The 16639-nt window shown below is 42.5% G+C and carries 11 protein-coding genes and 1 tRNA gene; 1 reads left to right on the top strand and 11 read right to left on the bottom strand.

Features of this window, described 5'->3' with window-relative positions; translation table 11 throughout:
* Nucleotides 1-20 precede the first annotated feature (20 nt).
* The 4 genes from V7D18_RS25735 to V7D18_RS25720 form a co-directional block, all read right to left on the bottom strand.
* Complete coding sequence (locus V7D18_RS25735; protein ID WP_426158719.1) at nucleotides 21-1079, bottom strand: aldose epimerase family protein; 1059 nt, start codon at nucleotides 1077-1079, stop codon at nucleotides 21-23.
* Nucleotides 1080-1145: 66 nt separating this feature from the next.
* Complete coding sequence (asd, locus tag V7D18_RS25730) at nucleotides 1146-2234, bottom strand: aspartate-semialdehyde dehydrogenase (protein ID WP_426158717.1); 1089 nt, start codon at nucleotides 2232-2234, stop codon at nucleotides 1146-1148.
* Between the two features lie 160 nt (nucleotides 2235-2394).
* Nucleotides 2395-4629 (bottom strand): DNA gyrase/topoisomerase IV subunit A, encoded by a 2235-nt coding sequence (locus tag V7D18_RS25725; protein ID WP_426158716.1) that lies wholly within the window; start codon nucleotides 4627-4629, stop codon nucleotides 2395-2397.
* Nucleotides 4630-4640: 11 nt separating this feature from the next.
* A complete protein-coding gene (locus tag V7D18_RS25720) occupies nucleotides 4641-6560 on the bottom strand; it encodes a DNA gyrase/topoisomerase IV subunit B (RefSeq protein WP_426158714.1) in 1920 nt (639 codons plus the stop codon).
* Between the two features lie 156 nt (nucleotides 6561-6716).
* Between V7D18_RS25720 and V7D18_RS25715 the strand changes: the two genes are divergently transcribed.
* Nucleotides 6717-6787, top strand: a tRNA-Gly gene (locus V7D18_RS25715).
* 100 nt (nucleotides 6788-6887) lie between these two features.
* Here the strand turns inward: V7D18_RS25715 and V7D18_RS25710 are convergent.
* The 7 genes from V7D18_RS25710 to V7D18_RS25680 all read right to left on the bottom strand — a co-directional run bounded on the left by V7D18_RS25710 (nucleotide 6888) and on the right by V7D18_RS25680 (nucleotide 16633).
* Nucleotides 6888-8225 carry an FAD-dependent oxidoreductase gene (locus tag V7D18_RS25710; protein WP_426158712.1) on the bottom strand — a complete coding sequence of 446 codons (1338 nt, stop codon included), beginning with the start codon at nucleotides 8223-8225 and terminating at the stop codon, nucleotides 6888-6890.
* Nucleotides 8222-9265 carry an SGNH/GDSL hydrolase family protein gene (locus tag V7D18_RS25705; RefSeq protein WP_426158711.1) on the bottom strand — a complete coding sequence of 348 codons (1044 nt, stop codon included), beginning with the start codon at nucleotides 9263-9265 and terminating at the stop codon, nucleotides 8222-8224. Before V7D18_RS25705 ends, V7D18_RS25710 begins: the two co-directional genes overlap by 4 nt.
* Entirely contained in the window at nucleotides 9262-11241 is a 1980-nt protein-coding gene (locus tag V7D18_RS25700) for a heparinase II/III domain-containing protein (protein ID WP_426158710.1), read from the bottom strand. Before V7D18_RS25700 ends, V7D18_RS25705 begins: the two co-directional genes overlap by 4 nt.
* 12 nt (nucleotides 11242-11253) lie before the next feature.
* On the bottom strand, nucleotides 11254-12861 hold the full coding sequence (locus V7D18_RS25695) for a response regulator (protein ID WP_426158708.1): 1608 nt from the start codon (nucleotides 12859-12861) through the stop codon (nucleotides 11254-11256).
* Nucleotides 12846-14735 (bottom strand): sensor histidine kinase, encoded by a 1890-nt coding sequence (locus V7D18_RS25690; protein WP_426158707.1) that lies wholly within the window; start codon nucleotides 14733-14735, stop codon nucleotides 12846-12848. The genes V7D18_RS25695 and V7D18_RS25690 overlap by 16 nt, the downstream gene beginning before the upstream one ends.
* A 66-nt stretch (nucleotides 14736-14801) precedes the next feature.
* The gene (locus V7D18_RS25685) at nucleotides 14802-15686 is read right to left on the bottom strand and encodes a carbohydrate ABC transporter permease (protein WP_426158705.1); all 885 of its coding nucleotides are present in this window, start codon (nucleotides 15684-15686) and stop codon (nucleotides 14802-14804) included.
* 11 nt (nucleotides 15687-15697) lie between these two features.
* Nucleotides 15698-16633, bottom strand: a complete 936-nt coding sequence (locus V7D18_RS25680; protein ID WP_426158703.1) for a carbohydrate ABC transporter permease — start codon at nucleotides 16631-16633, stop codon at nucleotides 15698-15700.
* Between the last annotated feature and the right edge of the window lie 6 nt (nucleotides 16634-16639).

Genomic DNA, 16639 nt, shown 5'->3' with positions numbered 1-16639 from the left:
GAATTTATATCCATGCTTTACTAAATTGTAGAAAACTTATATATTGTTGTTGTCTGATATTCCTGTCCTGCTTTTAAGATTGGGGAAGGGAACTCAGGAGTATTCACCGCATTAGGATAGTACTGGGTTTCAAAACAATAGCAGCAGCGTTTGCTATAAACTGTACCACCTTTGCCAGGCATCTGGCCGTTTAAAAAGTTAGCAGTATAAAACTGCATTCCCGGAAGGTCGGTATACACTTCCATTCTGACTCCTGTCTTATCAGACTCTGCAACTGCGCATAAAGCCAGTTCTTCTGACGGATGATTTAATACCCAGTTATGGTCATAACCGCTTCCAAAAACAAGCGCTTCATAATCTTCATTGATATCCTGCCCGATTGTTTTCATAACAGTGAAATCCATGGGAGTTCCCTTTACAGGAGTAAATTCTCCTGTAGGTATTGAAATTTCATCAGCTCTTGTATATGTATCAGCATCAATCCATACCCTCTGCTCTAATGCACTGCCGCCATCATGGCCATCCAGATTGAAATAGCTGTGATTAGTAAAGTTTGCCACTGTATCTTCATCACAGATCATATGATAATCGATTTTCAGGCCATCATCTGGTGTCAGGGTATATGTTATGGTAATATTCGCATTGCCGGGATATCCCTGATCTCCATCTGGTGAAAACAGGGAGAAGCTTACACTGGTACCCATCTCATTTTCTTCTGCTTCACTGTCCCAAAGACGTGAGTGATAAAGATCCGGACCGCTGTGTAAGTTATTGGTGCTGTTATTAGCCTCAAGCTTATATTCTTTCCCATTAATTATAAACTTTGCACCGGCAATACGGTTGGCATTTCTTCCAATGGGAGCTCCGAAGTGAGGCGGGTTTTGCAGATAATCCGATACACTGTCATACCCCAATACCACATCCGTTTCCTTTCCGTTCCGATCAGGTACATTCATGGTTACCCAGACTGCACCCAGATTTGTAAATGAAGCAGATACTTTGTTTTCATTTACCAGTGTATATAAATACACCTCTCTGCCATCCGGCATGTTTCCCCAAAGTTCTTTTTTGTATGCCATCTTACTTCCTCCATATACCTATTTTATAAAGGCTCTCTTCTGGACAGAGAGAGCCTCATAATCCAGTTAATCTCTGGCTTTGATGTACCCTTTCGCAGTCAAAAGCTCTGCGCAGAGTACTGCGCCTCCGGCTGCCCCGCGAACAGTATTGTGGGACAAACCGATAAATCTATAATCATACACAGAATCTGTTCTTAAACGGCCCACAGAAACTCCCATTCCGTTTTCAAAATCCACATCAAGGGCTACCTGGGGACGGTTATCTTCTTCTAAGTACTGGATAAACTGTTTTGGTGCACTTGGAAGATCAAGTTCCTGGGGAAGTCCCTTAAAGTTTACCAAACGGTCTATTAATTCTTCTTTTGCAGGCTGTTTGCGGAATTTTACGAAAACTGCGGCAGTATGACCATTGAGAACGGGAACACGGACGCACTGGCAGGTGATTACCGGCTCCTGTGCTTTTACAATCTCGCCATTTTCAATAGTTCCCCATAGACGAAGCGGCTCCTGTTCACTTTTCTCTTCCTCTCCGCCGATATAAGGAATAATGTTTCCTTCCATCTCCGGCCAGTCCTTAAAGGTCTTTCCTGCTCCTGAAATAGCCTGATAAGTTGTAGCTACCACCTCGTAAGGTTCAAACTCTTTCCATGCAGTCAGAACGGGCGCATAGCTTTGAATGGAACAGTTTGGTTTTACTGCAATGAAGCCCTGCTGTGTACCAAGACGCTTTCTCTGATCTTTTATTATTTCAAAATGCTCTGGATTAATCTCCGGAATTACCATAGGAACATCCGGTGTCCATCTATGGGCGCTGTTGTTGGAAACAACTGGTGTTTCAGTTTTTGCATATGCTTCCTCTATGGCTTTAATCTCATCTTTCGTCATATCCACTGCGCTGAATACAAAATCCACGCCTGCTGCAACCGCCACAACCTCATTCACATTCATGACTGTTAAGTGTTTCACTGCTTCCGGCATGGGAGTTGTCATCTTCCAACGGTCTCCAACTGCCTCTTCGTATGACTTTCCAGCTGATCGGGGGCTGGCTGCCACAGTCACCACCTCATACCATGGGTGGTTCTCAAGCAGAGATATAAATCTCTGTCCAACCATACCGGTAGCTCCCAATATACCAACTCGCAACTTCTTTTCCATCGCTTTCTCCTCATTTCTTTTCATTTTGTAATACTATAATACGCTAAATTCTTAACTATCCTATAACAAAGTGAAAAAAAAATCAATATTTATTCGTCAGAAAAATACATTTGTGCGTGCAGGAAAGACATTTCTTAAAAATGTATGTTGCAGTAAAGCACTAAAGGCGAACCTTGCTGCCTTTTCCATCCCGTTTGCCTATTTTTAAGCGGTTTAAATGGACTTCCTTTTCTTTGTACCGTATAACTGGTTCGTCTCCCGGCAGATAGACAGCTTCCAGACTCTCACCTGGGGAAAGTTTAATTCCTCTCACACCTCTGGCATTCTTTTTCATCTCAGGAATCTCATCTGCAGAAAAACGCAGGAATACACCGGAAGAGGTCTGAAGGACAGTATCTGTCTCTCCCCCATATGGAAGCACACAGATCAGCACATCATCATCTAAAAGCCTGGTTGCAGCTACAGTCCGGTTATTGGTTTCAAATTCTTCTCCAGGCACCATCTTAATCAATGCCTGCCTGGTTGCAAACAGGAACTTTTTCCCTTTTAATCCGCCTGCATGGGATAAATAGATAATCCCTTCCTTTGTTCCGTCAAATTTACTTAAATTATCAATGGGAGTTCCCTTATCCCGAAGCTTTCCGCCCGGTATATCCAATACTTTTATCTGATGTAAATTCCCTGTATTGGTAAAGATACAGATCTTATCCGTATTCAGACAGTTTACCACAAAAGGATTCTCTGTTTCAATGGTTTCTTTGTTTCTGTCATAAGTATTTTTATCCAATACCTTGCAGTATCCAAACCTGTCCATAACAAAGGTCACTTCTGAAACAGTTACGGCTGCTTCATCGTAGACAGCTTCCTTTCCATCCTCAATCAGGGTTTTTCTTGGCGTGCCATATTCTGTCTTAATATAATCCAGATCCTTTTTAATGACCTCATCCATGTTTTTTCTGCTTGAGAGGATTTTTTCATATTCCTTAATCTTTGCCAGAGTTTCCTTAAATTCCTTTTCCAGCTGAAGAATCTCTAAGCCGATCAGCTTATATAACCGCATTTCAAGAATCGCACTTGCCTGTTTTTCTGTAAAGCATAGCTTTCTGGCATCCTCTTCAAATCCCTTAACCCGGAAAGAAATATTTGAAATATCACCTGTCATCAGGCAGTTTTTGGCATCTTTTAAGTTTTTTGATCCTCTTAATACCGCTATAATTAAATCAATAATATCGCAGGCCTTTATAAGTCCTTCCTTAATTTCTTTCTTTTCCAGCTCTTTATCCAGAAGAACCTTATATTTTCTGGTAGCATTGGCATACTGGAAGTCCAGATAATTTTTCAGAATTCCTTTTAAATTCAGGATCTCCGGGCGCCCATCTGCGATTGCAAGCATATTTACGCCATAGGTATCTTCCAGCTTTGTCTTTTTATACAGTATATTACGTATTTTCTCTACGTCCGCATCTTTACGAAGCTCCAGAACAATCCGGATTCCTTCTTTATTAGACTGATTGGATATATCGATCACATCTGTAAGCTTTTTGTTTTCAACCAGGTCGGCAATATCCATAAGGAATTTATTAATTCCGGCTCCAATCATGGTATATGGAATCTCAGTTATGATCAGCTTGTCCTTATCTGCTTTCCGTTTTCCAAGCTCCACCTCTATTTTTCCCCGAAGCTTGATTTTACCCATTCCGGTTTCATAAATAGCGGGGAGATCGCTCTTATTTGCAATAATACCACCTGTAGGAAAGTCAGGACCGGGCAGATATTCCATCAGTTCCACTATGGAAATATCAGGATTATCAATATAAGCCTGAACTGCGTCCACCACTTCTCCTAAATTATGTGGAGGAATGCTGGTGCTCATTCCGACTGCGATTCCCTCTGCCCCATTAATCAGCAGATTGGGGACTCTTACAGGAAGAACCTCGGGTTCTTTTTCCGTTTCATCATAGTTGGGAATAAAGTCCACAGTTTTATCCAGATCTTTTAAATAAACCTCTTCGGCAAACTTTTCAAGCCTTGCCTCCGTATATCGCATGGCCGCTGCTCCGTCCCCTTCAATGGAACCGAAGTTTCCATGACCATTTACCAGCGGAACTCCTTTTTTAAATACCTGAGACATCACAACCAGCGTTTCGTAGATGGAGCTGTCGCCGTGGGGGTGATATTTACCCATGGTATCGCCCACGATACGTGCTGATTTTCTGTGGGGTTTGTCATGATTTAAGTGCAGTTCGCTCATATCATAAAGCACACGGCGCTGTACCGGTTTTAATCCGTCTCTCGCATCCGGGATAGCTCTTGCTGTAATGACACTCATGGAGTAGTTCATGTAGCTTTTCTGCATTTCCTCGGAATACTCTGTTTTAATAATTTTTTCTGCCATATTCCTTCTCCTTACGCATCAATCTCCGCTTCATCCGCATGCTCATAAATAAACTGTCGTCTTGGAAGTACATCACTTCCCATGAGCATTTCCGTTATCTCAGAGGCCATACGTGCATCTTCAATCTCCACCTGTTTCAGAACGCGGTGTTCCGGATCCAGAGTCGTCTCCCAAAGCTGCTCTGCATCCATCTCACCAAGACCTTTATATCGCTGAAGGGTAAACTCGCCGGTATGTGTTCTTCTGTAACGCTCCAGTTCCTTTTCATCATAAAGATACTGTTCTTCTCCGCGTTTCGGAATCACTTTAAACAACGGCGGCATAGCAATGTAGACATGACCGTCGTAAATTAATTCCGGCATAAAACGATACAAAAAGGTTAACAGCAGGGTATCAATATGACTGCCATCCACATCGGCATCCGTCATAAGAATAATTTTATCGTAACGAAGCTTTGTAATATCAAAATCATTGCCATAGCCCTCAGAAAATCCGCATCCAAAGGTATTAATCATTGTCTTGATCTCGGCATTGGCCAATACCTTATCAATGGAGGCCTTTTCTACATTTAATATTTTACCGCGGATGGGCAGTATGGCCTGATACTGTCTGTTTCTGGCTGTCTTGGCAGAACCGCCCGCCGAATCTCCCTCGACTATAAAAATTTCGCACCTTGATGCATCCCTGCTCTCGCAGTTAGCCAGTTTCCCGTTGCTGTCAAAAGAAAATCTTGACTTGCTGAGCATATTTGTCTTGGCTTTTTCTTCCGCTTTGCGGATTTTGGCAGACTTTTCCGCACAGCTTATAACGGATTTAAGGACTTCCAGATTACGGTCAAAATATCGCTGCAGCTCATCTCCTGCCACCGTAAATACTGCCTTTGTAGCATCCGCACTTGCAAGCTTTGTTTTTGTCTGTCCTTCAAAGATCGGGTCGGGATGCTTAACTGCGATTACTGCAGTCAAGCCGTTTCTTGTATCTGCTCCGGTAAAATTGGTGTCCTTTTCTTTTAATATACCGAGCTCTCTGGCATAGCTGTTAATCAACTGGGTGAAACGGGTTTTAAAACCGGCTAAATGGGTGCCGCCCTCCTGGGTAAATATATTATTGCAGAAACCAAGTATATTTTCCTCAAACGTATCTACAAACTGAATGGCAGCTTCCACTTCAACCTTATCAACAATTCCCTTAAAATACACCGGATCATGAACGGCTTCTTTTCCAGCGTTTAATTCTTTTACATAAGCCACAATTCCTTCCGGCTCATAAAACTCTACCGTTTCCTCTTCTCCTGGTCTCTTATTGGAATAGGAAATGTGAAGATTGGGATTTAAGTATGCCGTTTCGTGAAGACGGCTTTTAAGCCATTCTGCTTTGAAACGTATTTTTTCAAATATGGTCTCATCAGGAAGGAAATTGATTTCCGTTCCTGTCTCTCTGGTTTTTCCCAACGTGGGAAGCAGGCCATCCACCAGCTCCACCGTTGGTATGCCCCGCTCGTATTTGTCGTAATGAATCAGACCATCCTTATATACTTTGACACTCAAGTAATCAGACAAGGCATTTACCACGGAAGAGCCAACGCCATGAAGTCCTCCGCTGGTCTTGTAAGCATCATTGTCAAATTTACCGCCGGCATGAAGCGTGGATAAAACCACTCGTTCCGCCGAAACACCCTTCTTATGCATCTCAACCGGAATTCCCCGGCCGGAGTCTTTGACTGTACATGACCCATCAGCCTCCAGTGTCACCCAGATCTGATTGCAAAAGCCAGCCAGATGCTCGTCCACTGCATTATCAACAATCTCATAAATCAGATGATTCAGTCCCTTTGTCCCAACACTTCCTATATACATTCCCGGACGTTTCCGTACCGCCTCAAGGCCTTCCAGCACGGTAATACTATCCGCATTATACTGCGTTTTCGCCATGTTACTCCTCCACATCTTGTATTATCAAATCCCATTATACAATGGTTTTTCCATTTTTGGCAAGTTCATGGGGTATTTTTTACCAATTTCCAGAAAAACCTATTGAAATAATCCAGTCTTCTGTGATATAATACGGAATGTGTCAAACAATAGCGTGCAGATATAGTTCATTGGTAGAACATCAGCTTCCCAAGCTGAGGAGGCGGGTCCGATTCCCGTTATCTGCTTCAAACCTTTGGTTTACAAGGAAAAAGACAACCGCCCTAATACAAGGGGCAAACCCCAGTATATGCAAGGAATCCTTGTAGATACTGGGGTTTTTACTATTTAGTATTCGTTTATTCTTGCTTTTTCAGGAAATTTCTGTTCCCTTAACCACTTCCTTAGTATGTCAGTATCTATATTACCAAGGTCAATTCCTCCTGATTTTAAACCAAGTGCCACTGCAGTACCCGCTGCCTGCCCGGTAGCAAAACAGGGACTCATAATCCGTATGGATGACATCATGATCCTGTCTGCACTGATGGTCCGGCCTGCAACAGCCAGATTTTTCAATCCTTGTGGAATCAGACAACGATATGGAATGCCATAACATTCTCCATTCTTGTACTTGGAATTTTGATAAAGTTTCTCATTCTTTGTGCCTTCTTCAGGCAGCGCCGCATGAATATCGATGGGATAGGAATAGTAAGCAATTGCATCCGAAAAATCGGCTCTATTTAAATAATCCTCTTTTGTCAATGTATAACCGCCCTTTATTCTTCTGGATTCCCGTATCCCAAGATAGGGACCGCTTGAAGCCAGGACACATTTCTCCATACCCGGAACGTACTCCTTTAAAAACGTGATGAGCTCCGGCAGATTTCTTCTGGCCTCCATTTCAGCCTGGCTTTTCTTCCATGGATCAAGAGGCTTCAAATCATATACATGTCCGAAATTTAAGCCAGCAATTCCGTCTGCCTGCAAAGACATTCCCCCTACCTTTGTCTCATTTAATGGAAAACGCCCGTCTTTTTTTGCTTTTTCTGTTGCAACCGAAAGATTCCCGTTCTCCCCCTCTTTATCCACGTAGTCCATAAACCGTCTGACATCAATATTGGCAACACGGAAGCAGAGCGTCCCGGCCTGTACTCTCCCGTTCTCATCTCCATACTCCCAAACCGCTCCTGCCATCGCGGCTAAATCCCCATCCCCGGTACAATCAATAAAGTAGTCCGCCCCAATCCATTTAAATCCCCCTTTGTTGTAGACTTTAACTGCTTCAATTTTTCCATCCTTAAATTTAGCTTCTGTGACTGTTGTGTGAAACAGCACATCACAGCCACTGTCTGTTACCAGATCATCCATGACACGCTTTAGATGCTCCGGATCGATGGGATACCAGTCGATCTCCTCCACGCGGTCCGGCTTTCGATCATAAAAGGGACTTTTATATCCATCTTTTTTTAATTCCTCTAAAATTTCCCGTCCAATACCTCCAATTAAATCCTGTTCTCCGTTTGTAAAAGGTCCAAACGCAGGTACACTGGCTAACGTTGCCATACCACCAAAATATGCCTCCTGCTCAATTAACAGCGTATTACAGCCATTTCTGGATGCTGCTATAGCCGCTGCCACACCTGATGGACCTCCTCCTGCCACGATTACATCATATTGCTCTTTCATACTGCCGAACTCCTTTCCCTTTTTTCTGTCAATTGGTTTGCAAGATTAACGCCCATACGAATATGACCGTTATCAGAAGGGTGAAGCAGATCCGTGCTCAAATAGGTGAAATCCTTTAATATCTCTTCTCCTTTGATCAGATGAAATCTGTGATCTCTCACGTTTAATGCCGCCTGCCTTACAATATCCTTGAAACTGCGGTAATGCCGATAGTATGCGGAATCCTGATCCAGTGCGATGAGCCCTTTGTTTGGAAACATATCAATAACGAAAATATCTCTTGCCGGACTTTTCTTTAAAGTCTCCAAAAGATATCCAACCCGTTTACTGGTTTCTTCTTCCTCAAAAAACAGTACCATATTCACACCAATTTCCAGTGAAAGAACATCTACAGAAAGTTCTGCTAAATAGTCAGCCACTGCCTCCTCGCATAAACAGGAGCCAGACAGACCTTTGTTCATCACATCCCAGCCCGCTGTCACCGCTGCCTGGTTTATGTAACTGTTGGAATATAGGTTCGCCACACTGCCACATGTAATGGAAGATCCATAAGCAGCCCATAAAATGCCTGGTTTTTCTTCCTTTTTTGGTGGTCTTAAGGTGCTTTCATAAGTGTCAATATAATGGAAATAGATAGCTCCGTTCATCCCAAACTGAATTCTCCAGATCCATGAAGCAAACTGTTTCCCTGTCAGCATTTTTTGATTTACAATCTCATAGACAGACGGGTCTTCCACATGAAGGACGGTGCAGACTCCAGCCTTTAGTACTTCTTTTTTATGGAGTAAGTCCCCTTTGTAAATCAGCACATCAATATCCTGTTCCACTGCTGTCAACGCAATATCAAAGTATTTGGACTCTGTCACAAACCGGAGTTCACAGCCATGGGCTCTGTCTGCCCGGAACCTTGCGTTTCTGTTTTCCGCCACTCCCAGAATTCGGCTCAAATCGCGGGGAAAGCGGCAAAGCTTCTTTCCTCCCATTCCTTCCACTACTTCCAAATGATCCACATTATGAAACTCGATACCATAGTCAATCATACAATTAACTTCCTTTCTCCTCCGTCTGCCTCCTTTACATGAATCATCATACTTCCGTTTAACACTTCAAACGACACAGTGTCCACTTTGCAGGCACCATCACTGCTGGTAATCACATGAGCAAACATGGCCTCCCCTCCAAAAGAACGCTCAATCCTGAAGTTAATATCTGATACCGAAGGATTATCTGGTCCTTTTGCGCTAAATACAGTCTGACCAAATCCATACCCGAATATATGAGTTGTCACTTCTCCATCCTGATAAGCAGTTACGATCAGATTGTCCGCTTTTGTCTTTCTAATGGAATGAAGATGTTTATACGGTTTGTTTTCAGAGAAGCCTTCTACTGGCTGTCCATTAAAAGCTGAAATGTTCTCTCCCGAAACATGCATGACCCAGTCAATGGCTAAATCAGGATCTGCCCCGGTTACCAGAAAGACTTCTGCAAAATAATTATCCGTCCAGGCAATTTTCCTTGTCATTTTAACAGATCTGTAATGTTCTTCCTTCCACTGAACAATGGTAAAGCTGTCCGGCATAGTATAAGGAGCGGTCCAGTCTGCTTCTGCTTCTGCATAAATCATCCCGTCCAGTTCCTCATACCGCTTTAAGACTGCGTTTACCGGTGCCTGATTTTCTTCCCCGATCATCACGGTGTTGTGAGACCCTGTATTTTTATAATAATCATAATGCATCAGAGCACCATATCCGGTGGTACCAAGGTCGGGAGAGATCCGTTTTCCATAAGCCAGATAACTGATGTCCAGCCGGTCGTAATGATCGTGCTCCCCGCCATAGCTGTCATGCTTAAACAGCAGATACCGTTGATTTGCACCTCTTAAAATGGTATTTCCACTGAGTCCTTCTTCGACATGATAATTTTCAAACGAATGGCTGCATGGGGTTATCTCATCCACTCCATAGATAAAAGCTTCCACATTATCCCGCTTCTCGTTTTTATATAATTCATTTAAAATATACAACAGTTTTTCCCCTCCGATCTCCCGATAGGCAAACTCATAGAGATAGAGACTGGAGGATGTATGTCCATAGTTTGTATCATTTAACATTGGAATCCGAAATCCTGGCTCTAAATAATCCACTAATAACTCCATCATGGCCCTGTAATTGGGATGACCGATATGGCTGTGGGGGGTATGCAGTGCAAACTTTTCATATGCGAAAAAACTGGTTAACGCGTAAAAATGGTAACCAAAGGCCCCTTCAAACCACATATGGTTCTTAAGCATTCCATGCTCCAGCTGATAAAGAAGACCATACGGCTCATAAACAGCAAATTTCACATAAGAATCCTTATGAAAAATCAACCCGATAATGGCTATGGCGGAATTAATAATTACCTCATGATTATGCAGCTGATTATGGCGGTGTTCCATGAGAAATTCAGCACCTGGAAGCAGCATGCCATCCCGAATAAAAGTTTGTTCTGCCTCCGTCATCACATCGGACATAAGATCGTAGGTCATGGCAAAGCTTCTAAGAAAATTGGCCTCATCCAGGGTCTGAGCACCAGATTTTCCAGGACCATTGTAAGGGATATCACCATGTACCTCATAATCTTTGTAATATTTGGAATATTCTGTCATAATGGAGATTGCCTTTTTTGCATAAGGCTCCTCTCTGGTAACGAGGTATAAGAGTCCCATTTTAAATGCAGCGGTGTAATTTCGGGAGTTTATGATTCCCCACCAGGTACTGTCATAAGGCTCCCCTGTAAATACCTGACCACAGGCCGGGCATTTATGGTGATGTCCATTCGTTCTGTTAAATTCCAGCTGAACCGAACATTTCGGACAGTAATAATAGAGAAACCAGTTTGCTATGCCGTTTTTGGGAACCAGAATCGGCTCTGCCATTACTTCCCTGACTTCCTCTTTTAACTGACTGATTGCTTCAGGCCAAAGCTCACCTTTTTTTTGCAGCTGTGTAACTTGTGCTTTTGTAAACTGTATCATGTAATCCCTCCCTTAATATAAGCGCTCTTCTTCTACTGCCTTTTTAAATTCGGTTGGCGTACAGCCGTAAAATTTCTTAAAACTGCTTGCAAAATACCTTTGATTCTCGTACCCACACTCTTCCGACACTTCCTGTATCTTTAAACTGGTCTTCTGAAGAAGCATTCCGGCATGCTCCATCCTTTTCCGTATCAGATACTCTCCAACCCCTTCCCCGGTATGCTGTTTGAAGATCTGACGCACATAGCTGGAACTAAAATGTACCTTGCCAGCGACCCACTCTAAATCTACCTTACTGTTTTTTATATTGTTTTCCAGTAACAGTTTCATCTGCTTTACCACTGCACTGGCCTTTGTTTCTTCTGAATAATCAGAGATCATCAGACAGCAGGTTTCTATATAGCTTTCCAGCATTTCCTTCATATCCATAAGGCTGCCATAATGAATTCTGTTCTGCATAGAGGCTGCAGGTTCCATAATCTCCCGGTCAAATCCGGCATGTTCCATATCATTCTGGATTGCGTAAATCAGTTCCTTTACAGACACACTGATGTAGTCATTTTTCTTGTTGGCCAAAGAAGCATAGCTTTTTATTAACCCTTTCAGTTGTAAAAGCGCTTCGTCTTTTTGTCCCATCCGTACGGAAAGGCGTATCTGATTTTTCCAGTCTCTGATTGACGAACTGCTGCCCTCCTCCTGTTTTCCGCGCTCTTCTTCATAGAATAAAATGGGATGTTCTGTATTAATCATCCCACGCCAGACCGCCATCGCTTCCTGATAAGAAGCACTCAGTCCCTTTCTGCTCTTGTGAGGACGGCCCATGGCAGAAGTAAGCTGGATCTGATAATACTTTTTCAGGCTGGTCTGTATCTTTTCCATACCTGCTTTTATCTTACCGGTAAAAGCTGCTTCCCCGTCTCCTGTCCCGCACCAGATTACAACCAGATGGACTCCATCAAAACTGACCGCATAAAGACTGATATCAGGGGGAAAATAACCTTCCCGTATCAGCAGCAGAAACTCTTCTACACTTTCCTGACTTTTAAAATCCCAGGTTCCACCTGCAAGGCGGAGTACGCCTGCCAGATAATAGTCTCCGGATAAATCCATACCAGGCTGATCATAGTCCGTTTCCCTGCACTCTCTTCCTTCCAGCAAATCCTTACATACTTTTTCCCTGTAGAGACCTTCTCTGATGACCGCCTGTTCCCGAAGCAGGCTCATATTCTGTTGGAGTGTTTTCTGACTGTCCAACTCGTTCATCATCTTATTCAAAACATCCTCCAGCTCCTGGGGCAGAAACGGTTTTAACAGATAATCCTTAACACCCAGAGAAATAGCCTGTCTGGCATAATCAAATTCATCGTATCCGCTGATTACAACATATTTACTTAAAAGTCTGGCTTTCTGCATCTCTTTAATCAGCTCCAATCCATTCATGAAAGGCATGGATATGTCTGTGATTAAAATATCCGGTTTTAAAAAAAGGGCTGATTTTAAAGCTTCTCTTCCATCTCCTGCTACTGCAACCACTTCTACAGCTAACGAAGAGCTGCGAATGTTTTTTACAAGTAAATCTCTTACATAATCCTCATCATCTACAATCATGACCCGATACATGAATCCATCTCCCCATCTGTGACTGGAAGTGTAAGCATTGCTTTGGTCCACTGACCTTCTACACTCTCAAATTGAAGTCCGTAATTCTCTCCATAAAATAAGCGGAGCCTTTCATTTACATTATAGATTCCATAGCCTTCTAAACGGTCTGTTCCCCCTTTTTTTAATGTTTCATTAAGAATCTTTAACTTATCCTCTGGAATTCCTGCTCCATTGTCCCATACAATCAGTTTTAATATTTTCTCTGCTTCTTCACCGCATTGTTCTTCATAAATCCGTATCAGCCCCGCCCCCTGCTTCTCTTTGATACCATGATAAATTGAATTCTCCGCCAGAGGCTGTAAAATCAGTTTGATTACTCTTAAATCCAGCCACTGCTCATCTACATCAATCTGGTAATTTAACTTTGAATGATAGCGGATTCTTTGAATATCCAGATAACTGGAGACATGTTCAATTTCTTCTCTTAAGGTGATAATTTCCGCTCCTTTACTCAGTGAAATACGAAAGAATTTCCCCAGGGAATTGGACAAAATACTGATTTCCTCTGCCCCCTGGTCGGCAGCCTGCCACGTTATGGCATTTAGCGTATTATAGAGGAAATGAGGATTTATCTGGGCCTGCAATGCCCTCAGTTCAGCCTTTCTCTTCTGTTTTTGTACTTCAGCTGCATGATCCCGCTCCCACTTTAATTCTTCGATTGTCTCATCCTGTTTTCTTACCAGGTTTTGGATCTCTCCGATCATATAGTTAAAACTCTTTGCCAGACTTCCCACTTCATCTTTATACGGATAAAAAAATCGCGTATTAAAATCTCCTTTTTCAACCAGGCTCATGCGCTTTTCCAGTTTTCTTAAAGAGTTGGTCAACTGATGGGATAGCAAAAGGATGGCAGTCACACCAACGAAAAAAATTACCCCCATGGTCTCTAAAATTACGTCTCTTAAACTCTGTAAACTGCCCAGCAGAGTTTCTCTTGATTTCAGCCCAAAGATCTGCCAGCCATTTTCGGAAAGTTGATTGCAAGTCACTAAATACATATTGCCTTCATACTCATAATCGCTGGTGATGACTGCTCCTTTTTCTCCCTCTTTCCGGGCCAGCTTCATCAGTTCTGCAGAGTCAATGCCTTCTGAGCCGATAATTGTATTTCCTTCCTGATCCAGAATAAGAATCTTATCAAAAAACTCATATTTTCCTGCTAATAAATGTTCCAGTTCCTTTGTCTTTAACTGAAGAATTAAATATAAGCTGCCCTTATATCCCTCCACACTAAATCTTCTCACACAGGGAATAATCTGATCCGTATCCTGAAAGATCTGGTCTGTTTGTGACGGGAACCACTGAATGGCTTTCCCCGGGCCTCCCATATAGGAACTGAAATACTCCGACTTTTTAAATTGAAACTGCCAGTTTCGCATTCGGATAAAATTGTCAAATTCCCGCTTGTCTGTATAAATATAGGAAGAATGCAGCAGATTCTCCCCTGTCTCCAAATCCTTTAAAAAAGAAGAAACGGTCCCCATGGTCTTAATCAGATTCAAATCATTGGGATTGTTTAAATAATCAGAAAAGCTAACTACAAAGGTATAATTGGTAAGCATACCCTGGGCTCTCTGTCTGATCACTCCAAGCCGCATATCAAGGGTATCCACAATCTGTGCAAGCACACTTTCCGCACTGACTCTGAAATTCTCTTCGATGTCATGAGACGTATACCGATAATAAGAAAACCCGCTGATTGCCGTTGTTAAAAAGAACATAATGCCAAATATCAGGATAATCTTGCTTCGAAACCGCAGGTTTTTATAAATTTTTTTCATCATCATTTCCCTTATTTTATCGCCTTTCCTGGTATGTGTTTTCAATACCATTCTATCATAACATCCGAAAGGCCGAATAGCCAGAACACAGGCTGTTCCGGCTATAAAATGTAAAGGCTAACCTTTTACCGCACCGGCTGTCAGCCCTGCAATAAACTGTTTATTAGAAAACATGTATACGATTAAGATTGGGATAATCGCTATGGAAGCACCTGCAAGCATAATATGCCACTCCGCCGCTGAATTCACGGAATACTTTAGCTGGACAACCGCAACAGTCAAAGTCTGAAGCTTTGGTATGGAAATTGTCATGATTAAACTGGTGATATAGTCATTCCACGCATTCCGGAAGGAGAATAACGCCACAACTGCAAGAATTGGCTTGCTTAATGGAAGAATGATGCGGGAATATACCCCGTAAATGCTGCATCCGTCTATAATCGCGGCTTCATCTAATTCCTTCGGGATTCCTTTGGTAAATCCCATAACCAGAAATACATTGGTGGCCTGGCCTCCGGTCAAAGCAATCACCAGCGCAAATATGGTTTTGTTGATTTTCAGTGCACGGAGCAGTTCATAAATGGGATAGAGCGTAACCGATCCAAGTGACACAAACATCATGGACATATAAAGTGCAAGCAGAATCTTTTTCCCTGCAAAGTTTTTTCTTGCCATAACAAACCCGGCAAGTGAAGTGGTGACCACTGCAAGAATCGTCACTGATACGCTGACCATTACGCTGTTTAACGTATATTTTGTAAAATCAGCCTGAATAAACGCTTTGTAATAGTTTTCAAAATGCCACGCACTGGGGAAGAAACCGCCTCCCTGGGTCAGTTCTGCATTTGTCTTAAACGATCCAAGAATGGTATAAATCACTGGATACAGTGTAAAAATAATCATAATCACCAAAAAGATCCATTTTGAAATTAACGCAGCCCAGGCTTTGTCAGACAGATGTACTTTATTCATTCTGATATTCTGTGCGTTTGCTTCTGTCATATTCCGCCTCCTTAATAAATATCATCCAGTTTCTTGGAAACCTTTAAGTATATCACCGTAACCACACCTGCAATAACGGCAGAAACCACGCTGACTGCCGCACCGTAGCCATACTGGGGGACTGTTGCTTCCGCGGCAGAAATCGGGAAGAAATACCGATAGCCGTAAAGAGACATGACCATGGTTGCATTATTGGGGCCGCCCTCGGTAAGTACCATAACATTGGTTATATCATGAAAAGCAGATGTAATTGCCAGCATCATAATGATCTTTAAAATCGGTCCCAGCATGGGAATGATGATATACCAGATAGTCTGTAGTTTTCCTGCTCCGTCGATTCTGGCACTTTCAATGGCATCCTCAGATACCTGCTGGATTCCTGCTATGAAATAAACCATATAGTTTCCTACACCGCCCCAGACGGCAGTCATAATGAGCGTCTTCATCGCGTGGTCTTTTCCAAGCCAGTTTATGGGACGGCTGATGATTCCTGATTCTAAAAGATATTTATTGATTTCACCATTATAAGAATTAAACAATAAGTAAAATACAAGACCCATGACGGCAGAACTCATGATCGTAGGCAGAAACATAATACTCTGGGTGACTCCATTTCCACGTTTCTGCTGATTTAAAAGAAATGCGAGGAAAAAGGCCAGAGGGATAATAAAAATAACTTTTCCAAATCCGTAAGTAAACGTATGAAGTACACTTTCCCAGTACACTTTATCCCGGAATACTCTTGCTAAATTAGCAAAACCTACAAATATCGGCACCCCTGTTCCATAGCCGCCATATTGATAGAATACATACTTTAACGTCCAAACAACCGGATACAGAGAACAGGCTGTAAAAAGAATCAGATTTGGCAGTAAAAACGAATATGTCTGCAGGTTGCGTTTTAAAGTCTTTTTTATTCTGGGATTCCTGCTTATCGTTTCTTTCATCTGTGT

Origin of the sequence: Lacrimispora sp. 38-1 (assembly GCF_049890855.1) — a bacterium.
Classification (GTDB): Bacteria; Bacillota; Clostridia; order Lachnospirales; family Lachnospiraceae; genus Lacrimispora.
The sequence above is the reverse complement of the archived record's forward strand: the minus strand, read 5'-3'. Positions and strand labels throughout refer to the sequence as shown.